The 19,230-nt window shown below is 39.5% G+C and carries 24 protein-coding genes and 1 pseudogene; 8 read left to right on the forward strand and 17 right to left on the reverse strand.

Annotated elements, in window-relative coordinates; all coding sequences use genetic code 11:
• Positions 1-6: 6 nt before the first annotated feature.
• Positions 7-888: a GPO family capsid scaffolding protein gene (locus P20495_RS12170; protein ID WP_008135635.1), complete on the reverse strand. Its 882-nt coding sequence runs from the start codon at positions 886-888 to the stop codon at positions 7-9.
• Between the two features lie 205 nt (positions 889-1,093).
• On the opposite strand from P20495_RS12170, the gene P20495_RS12165 reads away from it, so the two are divergent.
• The 4 genes and pseudogenes from P20495_RS12165 (at position 1,094) to P20495_RS20445 (ending at position 4,720) form a co-directional block, all read left to right on the forward strand.
• Positions 1,094-2,875, forward strand: coding sequence for a terminase large subunit domain-containing protein (locus P20495_RS12165; protein WP_008135636.1), 1,782 nt, complete (start codon positions 1,094-1,096; stop codon positions 2,873-2,875).
• A complete protein-coding gene (locus tag P20495_RS12160) occupies positions 2,875-3,942 on the forward strand; it encodes a phage portal protein (RefSeq protein ID WP_008135637.1) in 1,068 nt (355 codons plus the stop codon). The genes P20495_RS12165 and P20495_RS12160 overlap by 1 nt, the downstream gene beginning before the upstream one ends.
• Positions 3,939-4,265, forward strand: coding sequence for a phage holin family protein (locus P20495_RS12155; protein WP_008135639.1), 327 nt, complete (start codon positions 3,939-3,941; stop codon positions 4,263-4,265). Before P20495_RS12160 ends, P20495_RS12155 begins: the two co-directional genes overlap by 4 nt.
• Positions 4,265-4,720, forward strand: a pseudogene (locus P20495_RS20445) (hypothetical protein). The gene P20495_RS12155 and the pseudogene P20495_RS20445 overlap by 1 nt, the downstream one beginning before the upstream one ends.
• 18 nt (positions 4,721-4,738) lie before the next feature.
• On the opposite strand, the gene P20495_RS22195 reads toward P20495_RS20445, so the two are convergent.
• The 3 genes from P20495_RS22195 to P20495_RS12145 form a co-directional block, all read right to left on the reverse strand.
• The gene (locus P20495_RS22195) at positions 4,739-4,912 is read right to left on the reverse strand and encodes a hypothetical protein (protein ID WP_008135644.1); all 174 of its coding nucleotides are present in this window, start codon (positions 4,910-4,912) and stop codon (positions 4,739-4,741) included.
• Positions 4,913-4,914: 2 nt separating this feature from the next.
• Positions 4,915-5,337, reverse strand: coding sequence for a hypothetical protein (locus P20495_RS12150; RefSeq protein ID WP_008135646.1), 423 nt, complete (start codon positions 5,335-5,337; stop codon positions 4,915-4,917).
• 117 nt (positions 5,338-5,454) lie between these two features.
• Positions 5,455-5,691 carry a hypothetical protein gene (locus P20495_RS12145; protein WP_008135648.1) on the reverse strand — a complete coding sequence of 79 codons (237 nt, stop codon included), beginning with the start codon at positions 5,689-5,691 and terminating at the stop codon, positions 5,455-5,457.
• A 342-nt stretch (positions 5,692-6,033) separates the two neighbouring features.
• Between P20495_RS12145 and P20495_RS12140 the strand changes: the two genes are divergently transcribed.
• On the forward strand, positions 6,034-6,279 hold the full coding sequence (locus tag P20495_RS12140) for an ogr/Delta-like zinc finger family protein (protein WP_008135650.1): 246 nt from the start codon (positions 6,034-6,036) through the stop codon (positions 6,277-6,279).
• Between the two features lie 82 nt (positions 6,280-6,361).
• On the opposite strand, the gene P20495_RS12135 is transcribed toward P20495_RS12140, so the two are convergent.
• Genes P20495_RS12135 through P20495_RS12100 form a run of 8 tightly spaced genes read right to left on the reverse strand, consistent with a single transcriptional unit; the run spans position 6,362 to position 12,268 of the window.
• Positions 6,362-7,063, reverse strand: a complete 702-nt coding sequence (locus P20495_RS12135; protein ID WP_008135652.1) for a hypothetical protein — start codon at positions 7,061-7,063, stop codon at positions 6,362-6,364.
• Positions 7,064-7,083: 20 nt separating this feature from the next.
• Complete coding sequence (locus P20495_RS12130; RefSeq protein ID WP_008135653.1) at positions 7,084-7,779, reverse strand: hypothetical protein; 696 nt, start codon at positions 7,777-7,779, stop codon at positions 7,084-7,086.
• 57 nt (positions 7,780-7,836) lie between these two features.
• Positions 7,837-10,410 (reverse strand): replication endonuclease, encoded by a 2,574-nt coding sequence (locus P20495_RS12125; protein WP_008135655.1) that lies wholly within the window; start codon positions 10,408-10,410, stop codon positions 7,837-7,839.
• Complete coding sequence (locus tag P20495_RS12120; protein ID WP_007378163.1) at positions 10,411-10,695, reverse strand: hypothetical protein; 285 nt, start codon at positions 10,693-10,695, stop codon at positions 10,411-10,413.
• 32 nt (positions 10,696-10,727) lie between these two features.
• Positions 10,728-11,327 (reverse strand): DNA N-6-adenine-methyltransferase, encoded by a 600-nt coding sequence (locus P20495_RS12115; protein WP_008135658.1) that lies wholly within the window; start codon positions 11,325-11,327, stop codon positions 10,728-10,730.
• Positions 11,328-11,336: 9 nt separating this feature from the next.
• Positions 11,337-11,750 carry a hypothetical protein gene (locus tag P20495_RS12110; protein WP_008135660.1) on the reverse strand — a complete coding sequence of 138 codons (414 nt, stop codon included), beginning with the start codon at positions 11,748-11,750 and terminating at the stop codon, positions 11,337-11,339.
• 9 nt (positions 11,751-11,759) lie between these two features.
• Positions 11,760-12,053 (reverse strand): AlpA family transcriptional regulator, encoded by a 294-nt coding sequence (locus tag P20495_RS12105; RefSeq protein WP_008135661.1) that lies wholly within the window; start codon positions 12,051-12,053, stop codon positions 11,760-11,762.
• Entirely contained in the window at positions 12,050-12,268 is a 219-nt protein-coding gene (locus tag P20495_RS12100; protein WP_007378167.1) for a YdaS family helix-turn-helix protein, read from the reverse strand. The genes P20495_RS12105 and P20495_RS12100 overlap by 4 nt, the downstream gene beginning before the upstream one ends.
• A 154-nt stretch (positions 12,269-12,422) precedes the next feature.
• Here P20495_RS12100 and P20495_RS21545 point away from each other — a divergent pair, with 154 nt between their 5' ends.
• The gene (locus P20495_RS21545) at positions 12,423-13,049 is read left to right on the forward strand and encodes a LexA family transcriptional regulator (RefSeq protein WP_007378168.1); all 627 of its coding nucleotides are present in this window, start codon (positions 12,423-12,425) and stop codon (positions 13,047-13,049) included.
• Between the two features lie 115 nt (positions 13,050-13,164).
• Positions 13,165-13,500, forward strand: a complete 336-nt coding sequence (locus P20495_RS12090) for a hypothetical protein (RefSeq protein ID WP_007378169.1) — start codon at positions 13,165-13,167, stop codon at positions 13,498-13,500.
• Between the two features lie 47 nt (positions 13,501-13,547).
• Here P20495_RS12090 and P20495_RS12085 read toward each other — a convergent pair whose 3' ends face one another.
• From P20495_RS12085 to P20495_RS12065, 5 genes are all read right to left on the reverse strand, one after another.
• The gene (locus tag P20495_RS12085) at positions 13,548-14,672 is read right to left on the reverse strand and encodes a hypothetical protein (RefSeq protein WP_008135665.1); all 1,125 of its coding nucleotides are present in this window, start codon (positions 14,670-14,672) and stop codon (positions 13,548-13,550) included.
• Positions 14,673-14,787: 115 nt separating this feature from the next.
• Complete coding sequence (locus P20495_RS12080; protein ID WP_008135667.1) at positions 14,788-15,174, reverse strand: hypothetical protein; 387 nt, start codon at positions 15,172-15,174, stop codon at positions 14,788-14,790.
• A 141-nt stretch (positions 15,175-15,315) separates the two neighbouring features.
• Entirely contained in the window at positions 15,316-15,768 is a 453-nt protein-coding gene (locus P20495_RS12075) for a hypothetical protein (RefSeq protein ID WP_232224832.1), read from the reverse strand.
• 81 nt (positions 15,769-15,849) lie between these two features.
• Positions 15,850-16,239: a hypothetical protein gene (locus tag P20495_RS12070; RefSeq protein WP_007378172.1), complete on the reverse strand. Its 390-nt coding sequence runs from the start codon at positions 16,237-16,239 to the stop codon at positions 15,850-15,852.
• Positions 16,240-16,315: 76 nt separating this feature from the next.
• Positions 16,316-17,533, reverse strand: coding sequence for a site-specific integrase (locus P20495_RS12065; RefSeq protein ID WP_008135669.1), 1,218 nt, complete (start codon positions 17,531-17,533; stop codon positions 16,316-16,318).
• Positions 17,534-17,671: 138 nt separating this feature from the next.
• Here P20495_RS12065 and sbcB point away from each other — a divergent pair, with 138 nt between their 5' ends.
• Complete coding sequence (gene sbcB, locus P20495_RS12060) at positions 17,672-19,123, forward strand: exodeoxyribonuclease I (RefSeq protein ID WP_008135671.1); 1,452 nt, start codon at positions 17,672-17,674, stop codon at positions 19,121-19,123.
• Positions 19,124-19,230: the final 107 nt, after the last annotated feature.

Genomic DNA, 19,230 nt, shown 5'->3' on the forward strand with positions numbered 1-19,230 from the left:
ATGCAATTAGTACAAATTACTGTATTTACCCTCATCGCCTTCGGGTTCTTCGTCGGCGTCAGTGGTATCACCCGCAGGTGTTTTCAACGCTTTGGTAAACTTGTCGTTAAGTTCACCTAATGCTGTTTTTGTTTTTAATAGCTCTTCTTTTACTTGAGCTAATTCAGTGTTTTCATCATCAGCTGGCGGCGTTTCTTCACCTTCCACTTTTGTGGTTGAAAACGAATCAAGCTTTGTGGCTAAGCCGTCTAGTTTTTTAGCAAACTCACTAAGCGGTGTGCCCAGCGCATCTTTTAATGCAGTGGCTAATTGTGTTTCGTTCATGTCGGGTTCTTCCTTTGCGAATAGTCGTTTAAAAAATGGTTTTTTAGGTGCGGCGTCGATAGGCTCACATGATCCTAAATCAACTTTTAATAAAGAGACGTCCGTGTCATCTGGCTTACTCTTACTACTGAAATGGATACGGTCGGTATAGCAACTGGCTGGGTAGTCCGTCACTGCTAAACCGGTTAGGTAGGTTTTGCCTGTGCCCATAAAATCGCGGCTAATTTCGATACTAAAATAAACAGCTTGATCTGCTTTGTTCAGCTCTACAAACCCTTGATTGGGCGCAAGCACTGCGTATAAGCACACAACGCCCTCTTCGTTTTCATAGGCTTGTACGCTTTCTACATCGCCCAACATGCCGGGAATATCTACGTTATGAAGATTTTTAGCGGCCCAACCTGACCAATTAAACTCGTGATCAACATTAATACGTGCACCGTATTTACGCGGGTTATAGGTTTCTACAATGTCGGCTACGTCTTGCTCTGATATTTCGCGGCCGTCAACGGTCATACCTACAGCGGCAATCGATAACGGTTTAGTACGTAGTTGACCTGGCATAAACAACCCTTTTTAAATATGTGCAAATTAAGCGTATTGCTTTAAAGTGATTGCAGTTTGCACCCTCTTTTTATTCCTTTCCAACGGTTTAACTTTTTGAAATTCCTATATTTAACTTTTAGGAATGGACAGGTTTTTGACTGACAGATTAAGCGTTTTATAACGAATACACTGCCGCTATGGATTAATAAAAGCGGCGCAATAGATGGCGAACTACGGACCAGAGATACGCAAAAAAGCACAAGATTTGTATGTTGTTGAGGGCTACACGGTGGACGAAATAGCCGAGCTTGACGACATGCCCAGTGCGCGTAGCATTCGCCGTTGGTCGGAGGCTGGCAAGTGGGAGGACATGTGCCCAAGCTATAACGCCGAAATGGCCTTTAGCAAACGTATTAATGTACTGGCCGATAAAGATGATAAAACCGATGCTGACTATAAAGAGCTCGACTTTTGCACGCGCCAGTTGTGTGCACTTAATAAAAGTAAATTAGCCCCTGCCCCTAAACAGCGCGCAAGTAATGACGGCAACACAAACAATAACAGCGGCAACAGTCATAACGGCAATGACAAAAAATCAAAGAAGAAAAAGAAAAACGATTGCTCTGGTATTACCCTTGAAATGCTCAACGAGCTTAAAGACACATTACTTTATCCTCACCAAAAACATTGGTTTGATAACCAAGACCATCGCACCCGCTTTATATTAAAACCACGCCAAATTGGCGCTACATTTTATTTTGCCTTTGAAGCGTTTTACGATGCTGTGGTAAATGGGCGCAATAAAATATTTATATCGGCGAGCCGTGATCAGGCCGAAGTATTTAAAGCCAATATTGTGGCGTTGGTGCGTGAGCATTTTAATGTTGAATTAAGTGGCTCACCCATGGTGCTTAATTTAGCCGGCGGTAAAACGGTTAAACTTATTTTTAAAAGTACCAATGCCCGTACTGCACAATCAGAATCCGGCGATTTATATATTGATGAAGTGTTTTGGATACCTAAATATAAGTCGTTGCGCGGTTTGGCGCAGGCCATGGCAACGCATAAACATTTACGAATAACCTATTTTAGTACGCCATCGGTTACCAGCCACGAAGCCTACGACCATTGGAACGGTAAATGGTACCGCAAAACAAAAGCGTGTAACGATCCTGAATTTGCCATAGATGTAAGCCATAAAAACTTAAAAAACGGTCAGTTGTGTGACGACGGTATTTGGCGTCAAATGCTCACGGTTTACGATGTAGTAACCAGTGGTTTTGACCGTATTGATATTGGCGTACTTGAAAACGAATATAGCGTAGATGAGTTTAATAACTTGTTTATGTGTAAGTTTATTGATGATGCACACAGTGCGTTTAATCTTAAACAGCTTATGAACTGTGTGGGCGACTCAACCAAATGGGCTGACTTTGATTTAGACTACGAACGCCCGTTTGGCCTACGCCCTGTTGTAATTGGTTTTGACCCTGCCCGCTTTGGCGATAAAGCAAGTGTTGCCATTTTAAGTGCGCCCATGCACCCAGGCGAAAAGTTTTTACTGCTAGAAGCACTTGATTTAAGCGGCAACGACTTTGAAGCCATGGCGAACGAGATAAAGCACCTCACCGAAAAATACAACGTTGTGCATATTGGCGTAGACACCACCGGCATTGGCTATGGTGTGTGGGAGCTTATTACTAAGTTTTATCCCAATGCTGAGCCGATTCATTACAACCCCATCATTAAAAACCGCATGGTTATTAAAGCCATTAACGTTATTCAAAACGGCCGCTTTGAGTTTGACCAGGACGCGGTAAATATTGCCAGCTCGTTCATTAATATTCGCCGTAAAGTGGTGGGCGACCAAATTACCTATGCCACAAACCGCACAGCCACAACAGGCCATGCCGATATTGCGTGGGCAATTATGCACGCTATGTTATTTGAACCACTCGACGGTAACGCCCATAGCCGTCAAACATCTGTAGGAATTGCAGCTTAATGAGTAAACCACGATTACAAGTAAGTAACGGCCAAGCGCCAAACTACAACCAACGCACAGCGGTAACCGATACGTTTAGCTTTGGCGATCCTGAGCCCTGTTTAGACAACCGGCTAACAGATTACGTTGGGGTGTTTAGTGACAGTAACGGCATTTACGCCCCGCCCATTAATTTGCAAGGCTTGGTTAAACTGCTGCGTGTAAATGCCCAACATGGGCCAATACTCTACTTTAAACGCAACATGATTTTAAAGTGGTATAAGCCTAACCCGCTTTTAAGCCATCAAGCGCTTAGCAAGTTTGCATTTGATTTGCTGTGGAGCGGCAACGCCTACTTGCAGGTTATTAAAAATTCATTTGGGCAAGTTATTAAGCTGCGCCATTTACCTGCGTTGACTATGCGCTATACCGATAAACGCGGTGTGTACGCACAATTAAGTAATCGCAGTCATGAGCCTATTTACTTTAATGAAGGCGAAATAATACACGTAAAAGAATACGACCCCGGGCAAGGCATTTATGGCATACCGCAATATTACGGCGGTATTCAATCAGCATTATTAAATGAAGATGCCACTTTATTTAGACGTCGCTATTACAAGAACGGCGCGCACATGGGGTTTATATTCTCAATGGCTGACCCTAATTTAAGTGCTGATGATGAAACAGCCCTTAAAAATGCCATACGCGACAGCAAAGGCGTGGGTAACTTTAGAAGTTTGTTTTTTAATTTCCGTAGCAATAAAGCTGATGCTGAAAAAGCAATAAACATTACACCGGTGGGCGACATATCAACCAAAGACGAATTTGAGCGCATTAAAAAAATTACGCTTAACGACATGCTCAGCATGCACCGTGCGCAAGAAGCACTGAGCGGCCAATCATCTGGCGACAGCCCAGGCTTTGGCGACTTAGACAAAATTACCCGTGCCTATTACAACAATGAAGTTGTGCCCTTGCAGCAAGACGTATTAGGCATTAATAACTACTTACCTGCCGCACAGCATATTGAATTTAAAGAGCCTGAGTATTCAGACTTAAACCCAACACCTAAGGAAGCCGCATGAGCTGGATAGATGTAACAGAGTTTATTAAACAATGGGGGCGTTTATTTATGTTGAGTTTTTTAGCAGCCGCTATTCAAATGTATTTAAGCAAAAAGCAATTTACGTTTTTTCATTACTGTATGAACGTGCTCGTTGCTATTTTTGCAGCGTACTTAGCCGCTATGTTTTGTGAGTGGCGCGGCTTTGATGAAAGCCTAAAAACAGGTGTGATTGGCGTAACAGCATATGCAGCACCACACATTTTAGAAGGGTTCGACAAGCTAATTAAATCGTTTAGTAAAGACCCTAAAAGCTTTATTAAATTTATACGGGGGATTAAATAATGGGCTGGCTAAAAACACTGGTTTCATTCATCACAGACCCAATAGCCGATTTAACCGGCGGCTATGTTGAGCGTAAACGCATCGCGGCAGAAATGGCCGCTGATGTAGCACGCGCTGAGAACAATTTTAAAATTGCCCAGTTTAATGCTAAAGCAAAGCGCTGCATGCAAGCCGAGCAAAACGACGCTGATTATGACCTGCTGGTATTAAGGAACCGCGACAAAACCATTATGGATGAGGTGATCATTCTATTCTTTTTGGGGTTGTTTGTGTGTCATTTTATACCTGCCATGCAGCCGTATATGCACAAAGGCTGGTAGGCCATGGGTTACAACGGTGCGCCCTGGTACTTTGAATTTGTGATTGTAGGTATTGCCGTTTCAACACTTGGGCTAATGCGATTGTTTAGAGCATTTTGGGGGAGTAAGGGCGAAGGTAGAAAAAGCGCTAGTTAAGAGCTAGCGCCTCAAGCTTTAATTTTGCGATTTATCAATTTTAGAAATTAATGTATCAAGCACCATTAAATCATTAGCCTTTTCCATATATTCATCGCTATCTTCATCAAGCTGTTTAAGCTCTACTGTTTCTTTTTCAACCCTGCTTTTAAGAGTACTTTTAATTAATCTAAGCTCTAATTGTGAAAACATAATTATCCTACATCTTTATTTTGTATACCGATAAAACAAGGGATAGCCATTGAGTCTAACTGATTTAATTTATCTAAGTACAGAGTCACAGGCATATCGTATAGAGGGCGAATAGTAAAATGGTTTTTACCTAGAGATCCCCCATCATCTAGTGAAACATGCAGGCCTTGCGGCATTTTAGACTTAGCTGGTAACTTCCACCACAGCGTACCAAACTTGGGGTTTCTATAATTAAATAGTGATAAGCCACCCGATTTACTGTCTACAAAGTCAATATCATTCTTTTTATAAACTCTCACATCCCAAGTTTGTTCTTCTTCTCTTGGTGGTGTAGTACGAATATAGTCAAACTTAGCTTTTGTTTTACGACCAAGTCGAAAAAGGTCAAATGGTAAAGTGACATAAAATTGAATTGGGGTATGCATAATCAAGTTCCTTATGATTGTATTTAAATGGTCGATAGTAAATTACATCAAATTAACGAGAATATCTAGATGCAATAGTGTTCGCCCAATTTACCTACTCACCTCAAATTTTATTGCTTACCAATCTAGCTCTTTTATTTTTTCAACTTTACTAGCAACAACTTCAAGCCGGTTAAGTGCCCTTGTGAAATTTGGCCCCTTCACACCATTAAGCGTTGCTGCATTGGTCTTGCTAATACCACGAACCAAGTAATCACTGAGTGCCGCTTTTATATCTTCACTGGTACTTTTACCAAACGACAAAAGTGCATCTAAACGCTCTTGGCTTTGAGAGCCTTTGTATAAATAATTCATAATTTATTTATCACTTAACTGATAATAAATTGATGATATTGTAATATTAAGTAAATCACCACCTATTTGATCTTTTAATTGTCATTTTGTGTCAAACATTGTCACTTTTTGACAATGCGATCTTTTTAAAATTACTCACAGATCCTTTTACTGGGCTGGCTAGCGATTAATTACATGTCACTGAGGTTGTCAATTTGACGCGTTTTTTGCACGAAAGCGGAAGGCGAGGAGGAGTGAATTTTTCGCCCTTTTGGTTCTCAGCTAATAGTTAAATGGTTATTTGGCATATATGCAACCACTGTATATAATGACAGTGTATTTTATTAACGATTGGTGGTTATTATGGCGCGGGTTACTTGTCCAAATTGCGAAGCTAAAGCAACAATTACGTCACGCGAAAAGCAAAGCGCGCATGTTGTTAATTTGTATTGCTCGTGCACTAACACTAAAGAGTGCGGCGCTACTTTTCGTATTACCCAATCGTTTGATCACTTCTTAAACCTGCCATGTAAAACCACTGCGCAATTGGCCGCGTCACTTATTAAAAACCTACCGCGTGAAGAGCAATTAGAACTTATAGGCCTTTAACTCTTGCTTTAGTACAGGCATGAAAAAACCACTTCGAAGTGGTTTTATAAATTTTATAAGTTTTATAAGTTTTATAAAACAGTTATGGGATAGGTCCACATGTACTACAAGCTCTTCCACCAGAGTATGGTCTACCGCCTAAATCCAAGTAATAAGTTGAACTACCGTCGCTAACTTGTACACTCACATTGTAAAAACCGTTGAATGCTGGGCGGTAAGAAACTTGCTCAGATTCTGTGTTGATGTAATGCGGTTTAATTCCTGGTGTTTCAGAGAGGAATATATATGTTAAAGAGGCTTTCCTATTGCCCTCTCTAGCATTTTTTGAATAAAGAGTATCTATTTCACTAGATATTTTGGCTACAATTACTCTACCACCCGTTAGAGAAATCTTTTCAGCTGAAGGCGGTTCTGATACATAAACTCTCATCTTCGCACAACTGTTAATATCATTGTCACTTTGCACCCAAACCCAACCAGGCCCTCTTGAATAATAAAAACTAACATTCATGTATGCATTACTTTCAAGATTTGTTGAATCTCTTCCTACTTCACCTGACTCAGAGTTAAAAAATGTTACTCTATCATCATAGGGAGTTGGGAAGTGAAAAGGATAATCCCCCTTAAATCGTCTTGACTCATTTAGAGCAACATATTTACTACCCTCTATAGATAATCCATTTGGCCCTGTTCCATCTTCCACACAATGAGAAGGCGGATTAAAACTTGCGAGTGCTCCGGTACTAAAAAATAAACAAAGCATATAAGTTATTTTTGAAAACATAATCGATCCTTTTTCGCTTATTAATTTAATGGTCCACATGTTTGGCAATTAGGCGCACCAGTGAAAAGTGTAGTTCCTAAGTGTAAACTTTTTGAGAAAGTACCGTCCGATATAATTGCGTAAATATCATACACTCCTCTATATTGAGGCCTATAGGATATAGATTCGCTCTTAGATATATTAGAGTACTCAGTATGAGTAAAATCTGTATGCTCAAACTTAAAACGTATATCAGCTCTTCCATCCCCTTCCATTGAATTTTTAGAGTATTGGTCAATCATAGTGTTTTGAACTGAAGCATACAAAACAGGCCCTGAAGATTTACTATTAAACTGTGCAGTAGGTCCATTATTTTGGACAACTACAGATTTAGAATAGCAGTTTGAAGTAGGTGAAAAGTTCCCCCATTGCACCCAAACATCATGTGAGCCAGGTTCTTCTGAGAAGGTTATTCCTACATGAGAACGTCCGCTTATATCAATATCATCCTTTGCGTAAAAGCCAGAATCGTCAGTATGGAAGCGACCTGATACACCGAAGTATGAAAACGCAGTATGAAGCTCGTATCTGTATGATGCATTTTTTAAAACATAATCAGGTCCATATAGTCGATGACTTCCTGAAGTTCTATCATCGCAGCCTCCCGGTAATTCAGCTCCATTCGCATTAGCTTGTAACCCAATTAAAAATAAAGTGGGTAGTAATATTTTTTTCAAAACAACTTCCTTATGTTAAAAATTGAACAACCAAGTTAATTTTAAGCACCCTTAATGTCAACAAAAAGTTTTCGCACGGTGGTTCAGCACCCACCAATCATTGTCGTTGATTGCTGATGCGCTGCCTTGTTTTACTAAAGTAACTAAGTCCCAATCGCCAATAGTGACAGAGCCATTTGGTGTGTGGGTGTTATTTGGTGTTTTACGCCCGTCAAGCTGTGCGTATTTATAAGTAAGCTCTACATACTCACGGGCTTGTTGCCAATGGGCTTCGGTTATGTGCCAGCTACCGGCTTTTTGTGAATACGTTTTAGCCAATGACTCAATAGCTAAGCGCTGATCATGCTTTATTTGCTCATCAATATTTAAAACTTGAAGTTGGCCGTCTCGTATTTGGTAAATTTGGCCGTTTCGGCTGATCCTTTTTCCGCTATTTAGATCCTTTATTACTTCATCAACGTCATTTTTTGAGGTGCCCATCATGTCGAGTAACAACTCAGCCCTAGACCCTGCGGCTATAGGCGTACAGTTATTACCACTAGTCCAAGATAGGTCGGCTGCGCCGACGTTGGTGTTATCCTTAGCATTGAGTTTTTCGGCTGTGCCTTTGAGTTGCCTGGTCCATTCGATAAGGCGTGTTTTTAAGCTGGTTGCATCTGTTACGTTGTGCACGTTGTTAAACAAACGCGTAAGTACGGCTTTGTAATCAATATTGGTCACAACGCCTTTAATGCGGCGTACTACTTCGGCGTAGTCGTTGCCCATTGGGGTGGCTTCATACATTGATTTGAAATTAGCGGCGCGGCCAATACACATGCCACCCTGTAGCTTTACGTAGTCTTTCCAGTTGGCAGTATCTGCTGCATGACGAATAGGCTCTATTACTTCATCTTTTACAGCGGTTCGCATACGGCGAAGCTCGCGGTAAACTGTAACGCTTGGCGAACCCTGAAATTGAAATTGCCGAATATTCCATGTACTAGCCCAAGCTAAAACAGGGTTAGCTTGCTCTTGCAAGTTTTCGCCTGTGTCAGCGTCAACATGGTCGCTAAGCATATAACCATCAATATTTTTACTGATGTATTTAGCAATATAACTGGCCGCACTGCCCTTGTTTTTATCTAGCTTTACAGCGTCAAAGCGTGGGCTAAACGTACGGTAAAATTTGGTAGGCGCTTTATGGTTTTTCACCTTAATTTTTTTAGGTTCTCTGTTTTCAACTTTGGCTTTTTCGGCCTCTTCTTTATTACGCTGTATAGCTACTTCGTTGGCCTTTTTTTTAGCAAAACCCCACGCACTGCGCTTTTGTTTATACAGTTTAAATAAGTGGGTTTTCTCGGTGTGCGCACGGTACTTAACACACGCCTCAACCGTTTTTATGTGTGTGCCGTGAGTGTTTATATCTACAAATTTGTTGAATACTTTTGCTCGAGTAAGCTCAGGGCCATAACGATCGTAAAGCTCGTTTTTGTCTTCTTGAATAAAGTACCAACGCAAAATAGCGTTGATTTCTTGAAGCTTATTTTTTGGCATGAATAACATCATGTGCCAATGCGGGCAACCGTCAGCATGGGGTTCTACCACACGTACACCAAAGTATTTAAGGTCACGGCGGTTTAATTTGGAGCGTGCACGTGCCCACGTAGTAGTTAAATAATTTTGGGCATCTTTAGGGGTTGAACCGTCCCATGTATTTGCATTGGCATGAAAACGCGCAGGGCAAGTAATAGTATAAAACATAGCAACATAGCCCATTTCATCGGCCAGTTCTTCGGTTTCACGTATTCGTAGCATTAATTCATTACGGCGGTTAGCGGGGTTTGCCATGCCGCTTTTTACGGCTTCAATTAGGTCAATTACATCGCCGTCACTGCTTTGCAGTTCCATCATTTCTAGGAACTGGCGGCCACTTGCTTGGGCAAAGCTAAATTCACGTTGTGCTTGTTTTGATGAATACGGGCTAATACCTCGGCGTTTAGGTTTTTTACTGTTTTTATCGTGGTATAGGTCTTTACCCACTTGGCCTGTCGCAATTTCTAGCAACTCTAAAAACTGTTTACGCAGAATTTTTAATTGCCGTGCCCACCACTTATCGCACTGCATTTTAAGCAACGCAATTTCAAAACATTCTTGCGGTAAGTCGTCTTCACGCATGCTATAAAATGGTACGTTCACACCAAACGACTTTGCATGATCGCTTACGGCTTCATACGTCACACGTACTAATTTTTCATAGCTTAAACGTTGGTTTTCTTCGCTTACATCAAGCGTTATTTGCACGCACTCCATAGCTAGTGTGCCTGCGTGTTTTTTAGTTTTTTCAATACTGCTTAAAATATGCCATGGCAATGGCATATTTTGAGTAATACTAAACAGCACACCAAAGCGTGGTTTTAACCTAGCAATAGTGCGGCGTAACCATGTATTTGCACGAAACTGGCTACCCGCCTTTTTTTGGTTATAGCGGTCTATGTATTTACGGGCCATACGACTTTGCAGAGGGACTGGCACATTTTGCAAGCCACGCGCTAAAAAGTTGTGGTCGTCTATATCGCTTATAGACGAAATTAAACCCTTAGCTATACCAGATAGTCTAAGGGCTTGTAGGTCGAGTGGTTTAGGGTTAGCCATTTATTCGGTTAACTCTATTAACGCAGGTTCTCCGTGAATTTGCGCGGCGTCTAATGCGGTTTGCATTTGGTCGTAAACTGGCGCGTATACATCATGTACATCAACAATCATTCTCACTATTGGCAAAAAGTCAGTTAGGCAGTTTTCACACTCCATAAGCATTGCAACTGTTGGACGTTTGTTTAAATTGCGAATAGTAAAATTAGCTTGGTCGATAGCGTGTTCAATGATATTTCTTACTAAGTTCTGTTTTTTAAATAGATCTTGGTCTTTGATAGTGGTCATTTTTAGTATTCCTTAGGGGGTTTTATTGGTTGTTATTTAACAACGCCAAGTGCTGAAAAGATTGTTCGAAAGTCTGCGGTTCTATTGCCAAGGTAAGTAATAAAACAGCCTTTGGGTGCGCCTTTTTTTACATTGCCTTGTGCATCATTAAAGTGCGTACGACCATCAATAAAGCAGCTTAAGCCTGCGTTTAATAACTTTTGGCACCATGCCTCTGAGCTATTAACAAAGGTAATGTTCATTGCTTCTTTAAAGTTACCTTGCGCATATTGGTCTAAGTAATAGTCAATCCAATCGCCGTTGCTGGCTATGTCTTCGGTGATGCAGTGGCCGCGATACTTATAGTAGCTCGGGTCGTTACATATTTTTTTAACACACTTTGGCTTACATGCTATTTCACCTTTATTGAATGGGTGATTTAACCAAACAGTATTAGCTATCCAATTTCTTGTTAATGCATCGTCTTCTTTAGTTAAGTAACACATTGCTTTTACTGACTTGTTAGCCACCGCACAACTTGCAGGGTCTAAACCAATAACGGGAAACATTTGGTGCACATACTTCAAAACTTTATCAGGCGTATAAAACTCAACATTGCCACTGTCTTGATTGATTAGTTGATCGGGAGTCATGGCTAATCCTTAATGTGCTTGTTCTGTTTTTTGAGTATTTTTAGCAATGCTAAAATCTCGCTTTTGTAAAAAACGGCTTGGCGTCATCGCATTAGCATCAACAAAGGCGGTTACTATTTCTTGAAGCTGCAAAATAGCTTGATGTATTTTAAGGCGCTTTTCACGGTCAAATTGGTGATAGCTCCTTTCCAAGTCACTTTTAGATAGCCCTGCCGAATAACACACAATTACTTGCTGCGGTTTACTCAAGTGCGTATACACATATTCAGCGGTATGACGATCGCTATTAAATAGCCCTTTAATCTCAGTAAGCCCCTTTGGTGTTGGTTTTACATCAACAACTTTTAACTGAGTTTTTTCAGGCTGTTTATTTACGCCTGTAATATCGCGCTTTTTTGCAATTTCTAATGCTGCATTTGCCATGGTTTTCTCCTAGTTGTTTACGCTTTGTTGGTGCTGCGTTCTAAATTTAATTAGCTCGTTTAAGCGATAATGATTAGTTTTGCCAAATTGAATCGATTTAGGAAAATCAGACAACTTCGACAAAATCCAAAACTTTTTACGCGCACATCCCAATACCTCGCATGCCTCAACGGTGCTAACTAGGCGGTCTTTTTGCTCTTCAAGCTCAGTGCGTAATTGGTTGTTTTCTTGCAGTAGTGCAAACAGCACAGCTTTAGCATCTGGATGAATATCTAATAAAATAATTTGTTGTTCAGTGCTCATGCTGCATCTTCCTTTTTGCTTTTTTGATGATCGGCCAGTAAATCGTTTACCGATATTTCACCGTTAGTTAGTTCTGAAATACGTGGAATGTATTTCGCTGGGGCTTGACCGAATTTATTCATCCAATCCCACACAGAAGCTTGTTTTACACCTAAGGCGTTGCCTAATTTGGTTTGCCCACCATAGATTTTTACAGCTTTAGTGATGTTATTCATAGTTCAACACCTTAAATTACAGTTTGTAGCTGTATTAAAGTACAGTTTATAGGTGGTTGTCAATACCCTTTTTAACTGTAAAATAGTTAAAAACTGTAATTTAACTGTATTTTTAAGCTTTAAATATGTTGATTTGAATGATAAAGGACTACTCATGAGCATCGGAAATAGAATAAAAGAAAGACGTAAAGAGCTTAAACTTACTCAAGTTAAGCTCTCTGAAATGATAGGCATTGCACAACAGTCACTACAAAAAATCGAAAATGGAACCACTAAAAATCCGCGCAATATTCAGGCATTAGCTGAAGCTTTAGAGTGTCCCCCTGAGTTTTTACAGTTTGGCATTGGTGACAGCAAAGATATCAACAGTAATGTATTACCAGGGCCAACAATCAAAGCCACCGCCCCACTTATCAGCTGGGTACAAGCTGGCGCTTGGTCAGAAATAAGTGAAATTAAAGCTTATGACGCAGAACGTTTTATGTGCCCTGTTAATTGCAGTGACCTAACCTTTGTTTTAAAGGTGCAAGGTATTAGCATGGAGCCAAAGTTTGATGAGGGTGATTTAATTTTTGTAGACCCTGAAGCCGAGTGCATTCACGGTTCGTACGTAGTAGCCCGCCTAGACGACGACAACCAAGCCACTTTTAAACAGCTAATTATCGAAAATGGTCACAAGTTCCTAAAAGCCGCCAACCCCAACTGGCCAGAGCAACTAATACCGATTAATGGTAATTGTACGTTGGTGGGGAAGGTTATATTTACGGGTAAGTCGCTTTGAAAGCGTCAATGATTCAACAAGGGGCATGATTGCAACGCCAAGAAACAACAGTTATACTTAGGATATCTATTGACACATTCGTCAATTCAACAAATTAAACTATAACGGAACTTTGATGAGCGGAAATAACGACGACTCTCCAGCTACTCGTGGACAATTTGTTACTTTTGAATTTATTGCTAGTATAGTTTTCGCGATCACAATCGCGATTTCAGCGTGGACATGGAACAACCGTGTTGCGAATGTTGACAACCGTTTCACTCAACTAGACCAGCGTTTTGAAAAACTAGATACTAAATTAGATGCCTTGATTCTATCTGTTAATACAATTCAAAATACAGTAGCGACTAAAGACGATTTATTAAAACTATCTAATCGTGTTACTCAAAACGAGAAAGACGTTGCGCGTATGGACTTTCGTGTAAATCATATTGAAAAGAAAACACCCTGATATTTACGGATTACGAAAAAGGCCGCTAATTTAGCGGCCTTTTTATTTTAGGTATTTATTAATGAACGGGATAGCTTAGTTAATCTGTCTAAGCTACCCCCATTGATTAGTAACTCTAAAAATTCCATTTGGTTACATTGATAGCGTTGTTTGTAAATGTACTTTTTATTTATGAGTTCAAACAAGTCAAACACCACGCTACCAAGATACATTTCGCTTTTATCTCCGTCCCAGCCCATTTGATCACCAAACTGTACTTGGATTGTGATATTACTATTTTTGGAAGGGAAGTTATCACCCATTTTAAACTTTAAAATAGGCCCTTGAGTCCAAACCATATAGCCCTTTTTATCTTTTTTACGCTCTTCGTATTTTATATCAAGCGCATCTCTGAACGTGTAAGGCACACTAAAATACCAGTTCTCGTTATTTAGCGTTCCTTGACTTATTGCAGAGTTGTAATAAACGCTAGGATAAGCGGCCAACTCCCTTTTTATTTTGTTTTTATCACCACTAGGCCACATTGTTTTTAAGTGTTTTAGCATTGCGCTTTCTAAAAATTTAAATTCTATACTCTGGTTTCCTAGTAACTCTTTGCACCATGTAAACAAACGATCGGCTGCGGTATTTAAATGGCTATACGATATTGCTGATTTCTTTCTCTTATAACGAACCACCCAATTTTTAGTACGCTTTATTATGACTTCTTTAAAGTCACCTGTTAGTTCATCAATCTCTAGCTCTGTTCTGTATTCTTCAAAACATACTTGTAGCTCTGGTAATTTTTTAGGGTTGCCGTTTTTAAAACGTTCGTAAATTGATAGATCTTTTGTGCTTTCGGTCAAATCAATTAACCATTGCTCGACAGGGAAATGTGGTGCTATCGCATTTTTTATGTCTAACAATGTTTGCTGTGGCTCTACTTTTGGTGGCTGATTAACCTCTGACGATCTATCTTTTGTTAGTTCGCCATTCTCAGCCATGACTTGTATTCGTTCAATTAGGAATGTTTTTAAAGCGTTGGTTGTATAGCACTTGGCTCGTACCTTATTGCCTTTAATACTTATAGGTCCTAAAACACGAGACTGGCCACTCATGCTACCACCATTGTAGATTACGTTTATTTTTTGTTTGGTATCAATTGCGTTTTGAATTTGTTGTTCTGCGTCCATGATCTTCCCTTTTCATTGAAGATCATAGATTAAGTTACTGTTCAGTTTTTAACAAGCTGAGGATTTATACAGGCAATGCTACACTGCGATGGAATTAGTTGATTGATTAGGCGGGTTAAACATGGGATAGCCACTCATCCTTACTTGCCGCATTTCTTGGGATAACAATACATCTATCAAAGTCTATGTATTCTAGCTTTCTTGCAAATGCATATGAGACACACATAACTAAAATAATCCCTGCTGAATCTATATTTTTAGCTGTAACTTGACTATAAAGATTTACTTTCACTCCGCTTACTTTCATAAACCTATTTTTTAGAAACAACCTATTATTCTCATGCCCTAAAAAATTAAAGAACGAAATTGCTAGTAAACTAAAGTCATTTATAACAATATTAAGCTCATATCCATTGTTTTTCGAGTATTGAACTGTTTCAATAAATCGATGCTTAATTACCTCGTCAAAATCATCATATGCTTCTGTAATATATAGTTTCACAGTATTCTCTTTTTTGAAATTTTAATAATTATTACACTTAGTCGTTATACGATTAATGATTTACCCTCTATATTCAAAAAATACTTTCGTATACTCATTCAGAATGCATAGAACTAGCATAATGCTAGAGTAAACTACAACCTACATTAGCTTTAAAAAAGGCTCTCCTTTTACAATAACTTTTGTTTTATCTAATTTATTAAGCTCATTCGAATTGATATTTAATAAGTTAGCTTCAACTTCAAATACGGCTTTTTGATTTTGCTTATCAACACTCAACACTTTAACTTTAGCGAATGTCTCTGCCTGCTCTGAACGAACAAGCGCTTCACCATCAACATCACCAAACACAGAAAAGTTAGGGTTGTTCTTTGATTTTGATACAAGCTCAACACCCTGCTTTATATCTTTCTTTTTTATCGCAAATGCATGAAAGTCGTTATCATTTTTACCAAACGAAACAACGGCAGACTCATCTGGGCCAGGTAACAAATTGAATGTATCAACGCTTATATAAAGTATCTTCTGTTGAAAATTATAAATATGAGAATAAATTATCAAAGCTATAAATATTATGGAGATAATTATTTTCATGGGAATGCGCTCTACTGATATTATTTATAGCTTTGACCGTTACAACTGCAATATTTGACAGATATTAACGACGATTAAGAGCTAAGTGATTTTTGTTAGAAAATACTTGTAATCGCCAACCTCTTTTACGTTAGCATTAATTTTTTCAAAAACTTTGAGCCAAAAATTTATAGACTTTTCATTTGCTTCTAACCAAACCTCATTCTTTGCCTCAAAAATAAATCCAAATACTTCCAAAGCAGCATTTCTAGAAAAAACACTACCTCTATATTCTTTTGGAACAAAAAAACGTCCTAGTTCACAAGACTCAATATCATCATTAGCTGTTATGAAATAAGCGACGTCTTCTGATACCTCATCCTTTACCTGATAATAGCCATGATTAATCCATTCAAAACCAGTGTTTATTTCACCAGTTTTGCTGAATTCATTTTCTAATATTGCTTTCTCACACTCTTCTATTTTTAACATTTTAACTCCTTGTTTTAGTATTCCGATATAGCTTGCATCAGTTTCAAAGTATAGACTGATAGATGCTTTCTATATATCAATTTTTATTCAGTTCAAATGCTATTGAATCATCAATCAGCTGGCAATATAACTCGTAGGCTTCGGCCTGTTCTTTTATCCAATCATGTTTGTTGTATACAGCCATTACACCCCGCATTGTGTGACCTAGCATTTTTTCGGTTACGTGCGGCGCTATAACGTTTTCACTTAACAATGTAGATATTGAGCGACGTGCATCGTGCGGTAGAAACTTAGGCATTTTATACTTAGTAAACAAGTGATCCCACATTCTACAGCAATAGCGATTAATGCTGTGGGTGGTCATTGGTTTATGTGGATTACCGCCAGGTATTAAATAGCCGTTTCGGCCGTATATCATTGCAAGCGTATTTAATATGCTTTTCATCTTGGTTGAAATAGGCCTGCGGATGGCTTTATTTGTTTTTGAGTTTTCGGGCGGTACCGTCCAAATGTTGTTTTCAAAGTCGAAATGCTCCCATTTGGCTAAACGAACCTCTGATTGCCTAGCCCCTGTTATATAAATTAGCTGAAGGCATGCTTTAGTTGCGGGTGTAGCTTTTGAGCTTTCTATTTGTATCCAAAGCTTTGCAATTTCATCAAAGCGCATAACTCGTTGGCCAACCGATGCTTGTTCACCGATATCATTTATATTTAAAGTAAGTACAGGATTAAATGGTTTTACTTCACCGCGTTTTTCAGCCCAGCCAATAATCGATTTAATACGCACTAAGATAGTGCCGGCTGTTTTAGCACTGCCTTGTGTTTTTACTTCATCAAAGTAAGTTATCCAATCTTTAATGGTCATTAAATCAAGTGGCGTATTTTTATCATTAAGGATTGGCACAATCCATTTGCTGACTTGGTTTGTGTATAAAATTTGCGTTTTTTCTTTTAGGTCAGGTACTTTTTTATCTAACCACTTTGCTGCAACTTCTGCCATTGTGGGCAAGCCCTTGGCATTGTTACGCATGAGCTTAAGTTCTAGGCGTGGATCTTTATCTTGGCTTAACCAATTTTGAAACAGCGGTATATAGTTTTGTGCTTCTTTGATGCTAAGCCCTGGATAACGCCCTAGCGTGATAATTACCTGCTTAGCATCAACACGGCAGCGGTATTGCCAAGTGATAGTCCCCTTAGCTGATACCCTTACACTTAAACTATCTCTATGCGATAATACGCACGGTGTTTGATTTTTACCTAGCAGCTTTCTTAATTTGGTGTCACTGATCGCCATTTAATTTTTTATACACAGTTAGCAAAAAATTTATACACGATACTATACACACAATGCGCCAATTACAAGAAACTCGAAAATACAAAAAGAAACTGAGTAGCGCTAATAACCCGTAAATATAAAGGGCTAAGACATAGAATGAATAATGAAAGCTATCAAGAGAATCAAGCAACAATCTATTGGCACGACTACGAGACTTGGGGGGCGAGCCCTCAAAAAGATAAGCCGAGCCAGTTTGCGGGTATTCGTACCGATCTTGATTTAAACATTATTGGCGAGCCGCTTATTGAATATTGTAAGCCGCAAGCGGATTACTTGCCCCACCCTGAGGCGTGTTTAATTACGGGTATTACGCCACAAGTGGCGATGAAAAAAGGCTTAGTTGAAGCTGAGTTTATAGCAAAAATTCATGCTGAGTTTAGTGTGCCAAACACCTGTGTTGCCGGTTATAACAGTATTCGGTTTGATGACGAAGTAAGCCGTTATAGCTTTTACCGTAATTTTTACGACCCATACGAGCGCGAATACAAAAATAATAATAGTCGCTGGGATATTATTGATTTAGTACGTGCTTGTTACGCGCTGCGCCCTGAAGGCATTGAATGGCCGTTAAAAGAAGACGGCAGCCCAAGCTTTAAGCTAGAACATTTAACGGTAGCTAATGGTATTGAACACGCCGCTGCGCATGATGCACTAAGCGATGTAACCGCCACTATTGCACTGGCTAAGCTAATAAAAGAAAAACAGCCAAAGCTGTATAACTTCTTTTTTGGGCTGCGTAATAAAAAAGCCCTTGCTGAATTGGTTGATGTATTTAACATGACGCCGCTGGTGCATACCACGTCGCGCATACCAGCAACACAAGGCTGTACAAGCTGGGTTGCACCAATGAGTTTTCATCCGGTTAATAAAAACGCGGTTATTTGTTTTGATTTAACCCAAAACCCGCAAGTACTCATTGATTTAAACGTAGAAGAGTTACGCAAACGTTTATACACCAAACGTGTTGATTTAGCCGAGGGTGATTTACCTGTTGGTTTAAAGCTGGTGCATTTAAACAAGTGCCCTATTTTAGCCCCAGCTAAAACATTATTGCCTGAAAATGCCGCTCGCCTTGGGATTGATCGCGAGCAGTGCTTAGCTAACTTAGCTATTTTAAAAGCCAATACCAACCTTCGCGATAAAGTAACCGAAGTGTTTAACGAAAAAGGTGATTACAGCGCAACCACTAACGTTGACTACTTACTTTACGATGGCTTTACAAGCCATGCCGATAAAGCTAAGTTTGCGATTATTCGTGATGCAGAACCAGATGAATTGGCTGGATTGAAGTTAGACTTTGAAGATAAAAAGTTTGATACATTGTTGTTTAGATACCGCGCCCGTAACTGGCCTGAAACGCTAAACCAGCAAGAGCTTGACCAATGGCGCCAGTATTGCCAAAACAAGTTAATGCATGGGGAAGATCAACCATCGATTAACGCGCAAGATTTTATGATAACCCTTGAAAACCTAGCGCATGAACATGACGACAGCGAAAAAAATCTTACAATTTTAAAGGCGCTGTATAACTACGCACAAAGCATGTAATTCGGTGTAGACGCATATCTACACTTTGAGTGTAGACGTAGAGCTTGCTCACGTGAAAAGCGCAGCTTTTAATACCTTTACCTTTTTAAAAACTCCGTTTTTATACG

Origin of the sequence: Pseudoalteromonas sp. BSi20495, from assembly GCF_000241185.1 — a bacterium.
Classification (GTDB): Bacteria; Pseudomonadota; Gammaproteobacteria; order Enterobacterales; family Alteromonadaceae; genus Pseudoalteromonas; species Pseudoalteromonas fuliginea.

Bases quoted from the DNA above. Each gene is read 5' to 3' on its own strand.
- P20495_RS12170 (WP_008135635.1), bottom strand. From the start codon at position 888: ATGCCAGGTCAACTACGTACTAAACCGTTATCGATTGCCGCTGTAGGT.
- P20495_RS12165 (WP_008135636.1), top strand. From the start codon at position 1,094: ATGGCGAACTACGGACCAGAGATACGCAAAAAAGCACAAGATTTGTAT.
- P20495_RS12160 (WP_008135637.1), top strand. From the start codon at position 2,875: ATGAGTAAACCACGATTACAAGTAAGTAACGGCCAAGCGCCAAACTAC.
- P20495_RS12155 (WP_008135639.1), top strand. From the start codon at position 3,939: ATGAGCTGGATAGATGTAACAGAGTTTATTAAACAATGGGGGCGTTTA.
- P20495_RS22195 (WP_008135644.1), bottom strand. From the start codon at position 4,912: ATGTTTTCACAATTAGAGCTTAGATTAATTAAAAGTACTCTTAAAAGC.
- P20495_RS12150 (WP_008135646.1), bottom strand. From the start codon at position 5,337: ATGCATACCCCAATTCAATTTTATGTCACTTTACCATTTGACCTTTTT.
- P20495_RS12145 (WP_008135648.1), bottom strand. From the start codon at position 5,691: ATGAATTATTTATACAAAGGCTCTCAAAGCCAAGAGCGTTTAGATGCA.
- P20495_RS12140 (WP_008135650.1), top strand. From the start codon at position 6,034: ATGGCGCGGGTTACTTGTCCAAATTGCGAAGCTAAAGCAACAATTACG.
- P20495_RS12135 (WP_008135652.1), bottom strand. From the start codon at position 7,063: ATGTTTTCAAAAATAACTTATATGCTTTGTTTATTTTTTAGTACCGGA.
- P20495_RS12125 (WP_008135655.1), bottom strand. From the start codon at position 10,410: ATGGCTAACCCTAAACCACTCGACCTACAAGCCCTTAGACTATCTGGT.
- P20495_RS12120 (WP_007378163.1), bottom strand. From the start codon at position 10,695: ATGACCACTATCAAAGACCAAGATCTATTTAAAAAACAGAACTTAGTA.
- P20495_RS12115 (WP_008135658.1), bottom strand. From the start codon at position 11,327: ATGACTCCCGATCAACTAATCAATCAAGACAGTGGCAATGTTGAGTTT.
- P20495_RS12110 (WP_008135660.1), bottom strand. From the start codon at position 11,750: ATGGCAAATGCAGCATTAGAAATTGCAAAAAAGCGCGATATTACAGGC.
- P20495_RS12105 (WP_008135661.1), bottom strand. From the start codon at position 12,053: ATGAGCACTGAACAACAAATTATTTTATTAGATATTCATCCAGATGCT.
- P20495_RS12100 (WP_007378167.1), bottom strand. From the start codon at position 12,268: ATGAATAACATCACTAAAGCTGTAAAAATCTATGGTGGGCAAACCAAA.
- P20495_RS21545 (WP_007378168.1), top strand. From the start codon at position 12,423: ATGAGCATCGGAAATAGAATAAAAGAAAGACGTAAAGAGCTTAAACTT.
- P20495_RS12090 (WP_007378169.1), top strand. From the start codon at position 13,165: ATGAGCGGAAATAACGACGACTCTCCAGCTACTCGTGGACAATTTGTT.
- P20495_RS12085 (WP_008135665.1), bottom strand. From the start codon at position 14,672: ATGGACGCAGAACAACAAATTCAAAACGCAATTGATACCAAACAAAAA.
- P20495_RS12075 (WP_232224832.1), bottom strand. From the start codon at position 15,768: ATGAAAATAATTATCTCCATAATATTTATAGCTTTGATAATTTATTCT.
- P20495_RS12070 (WP_007378172.1), bottom strand. From the start codon at position 16,239: ATGTTAAAAATAGAAGAGTGTGAGAAAGCAATATTAGAAAATGAATTC.
- P20495_RS12065 (WP_008135669.1), bottom strand. From the start codon at position 17,533: ATGGCGATCAGTGACACCAAATTAAGAAAGCTGCTAGGTAAAAATCAA.
- sbcB (WP_008135671.1), top strand. From the start codon at position 17,672: ATGAATAATGAAAGCTATCAAGAGAATCAAGCAACAATCTATTGGCAC.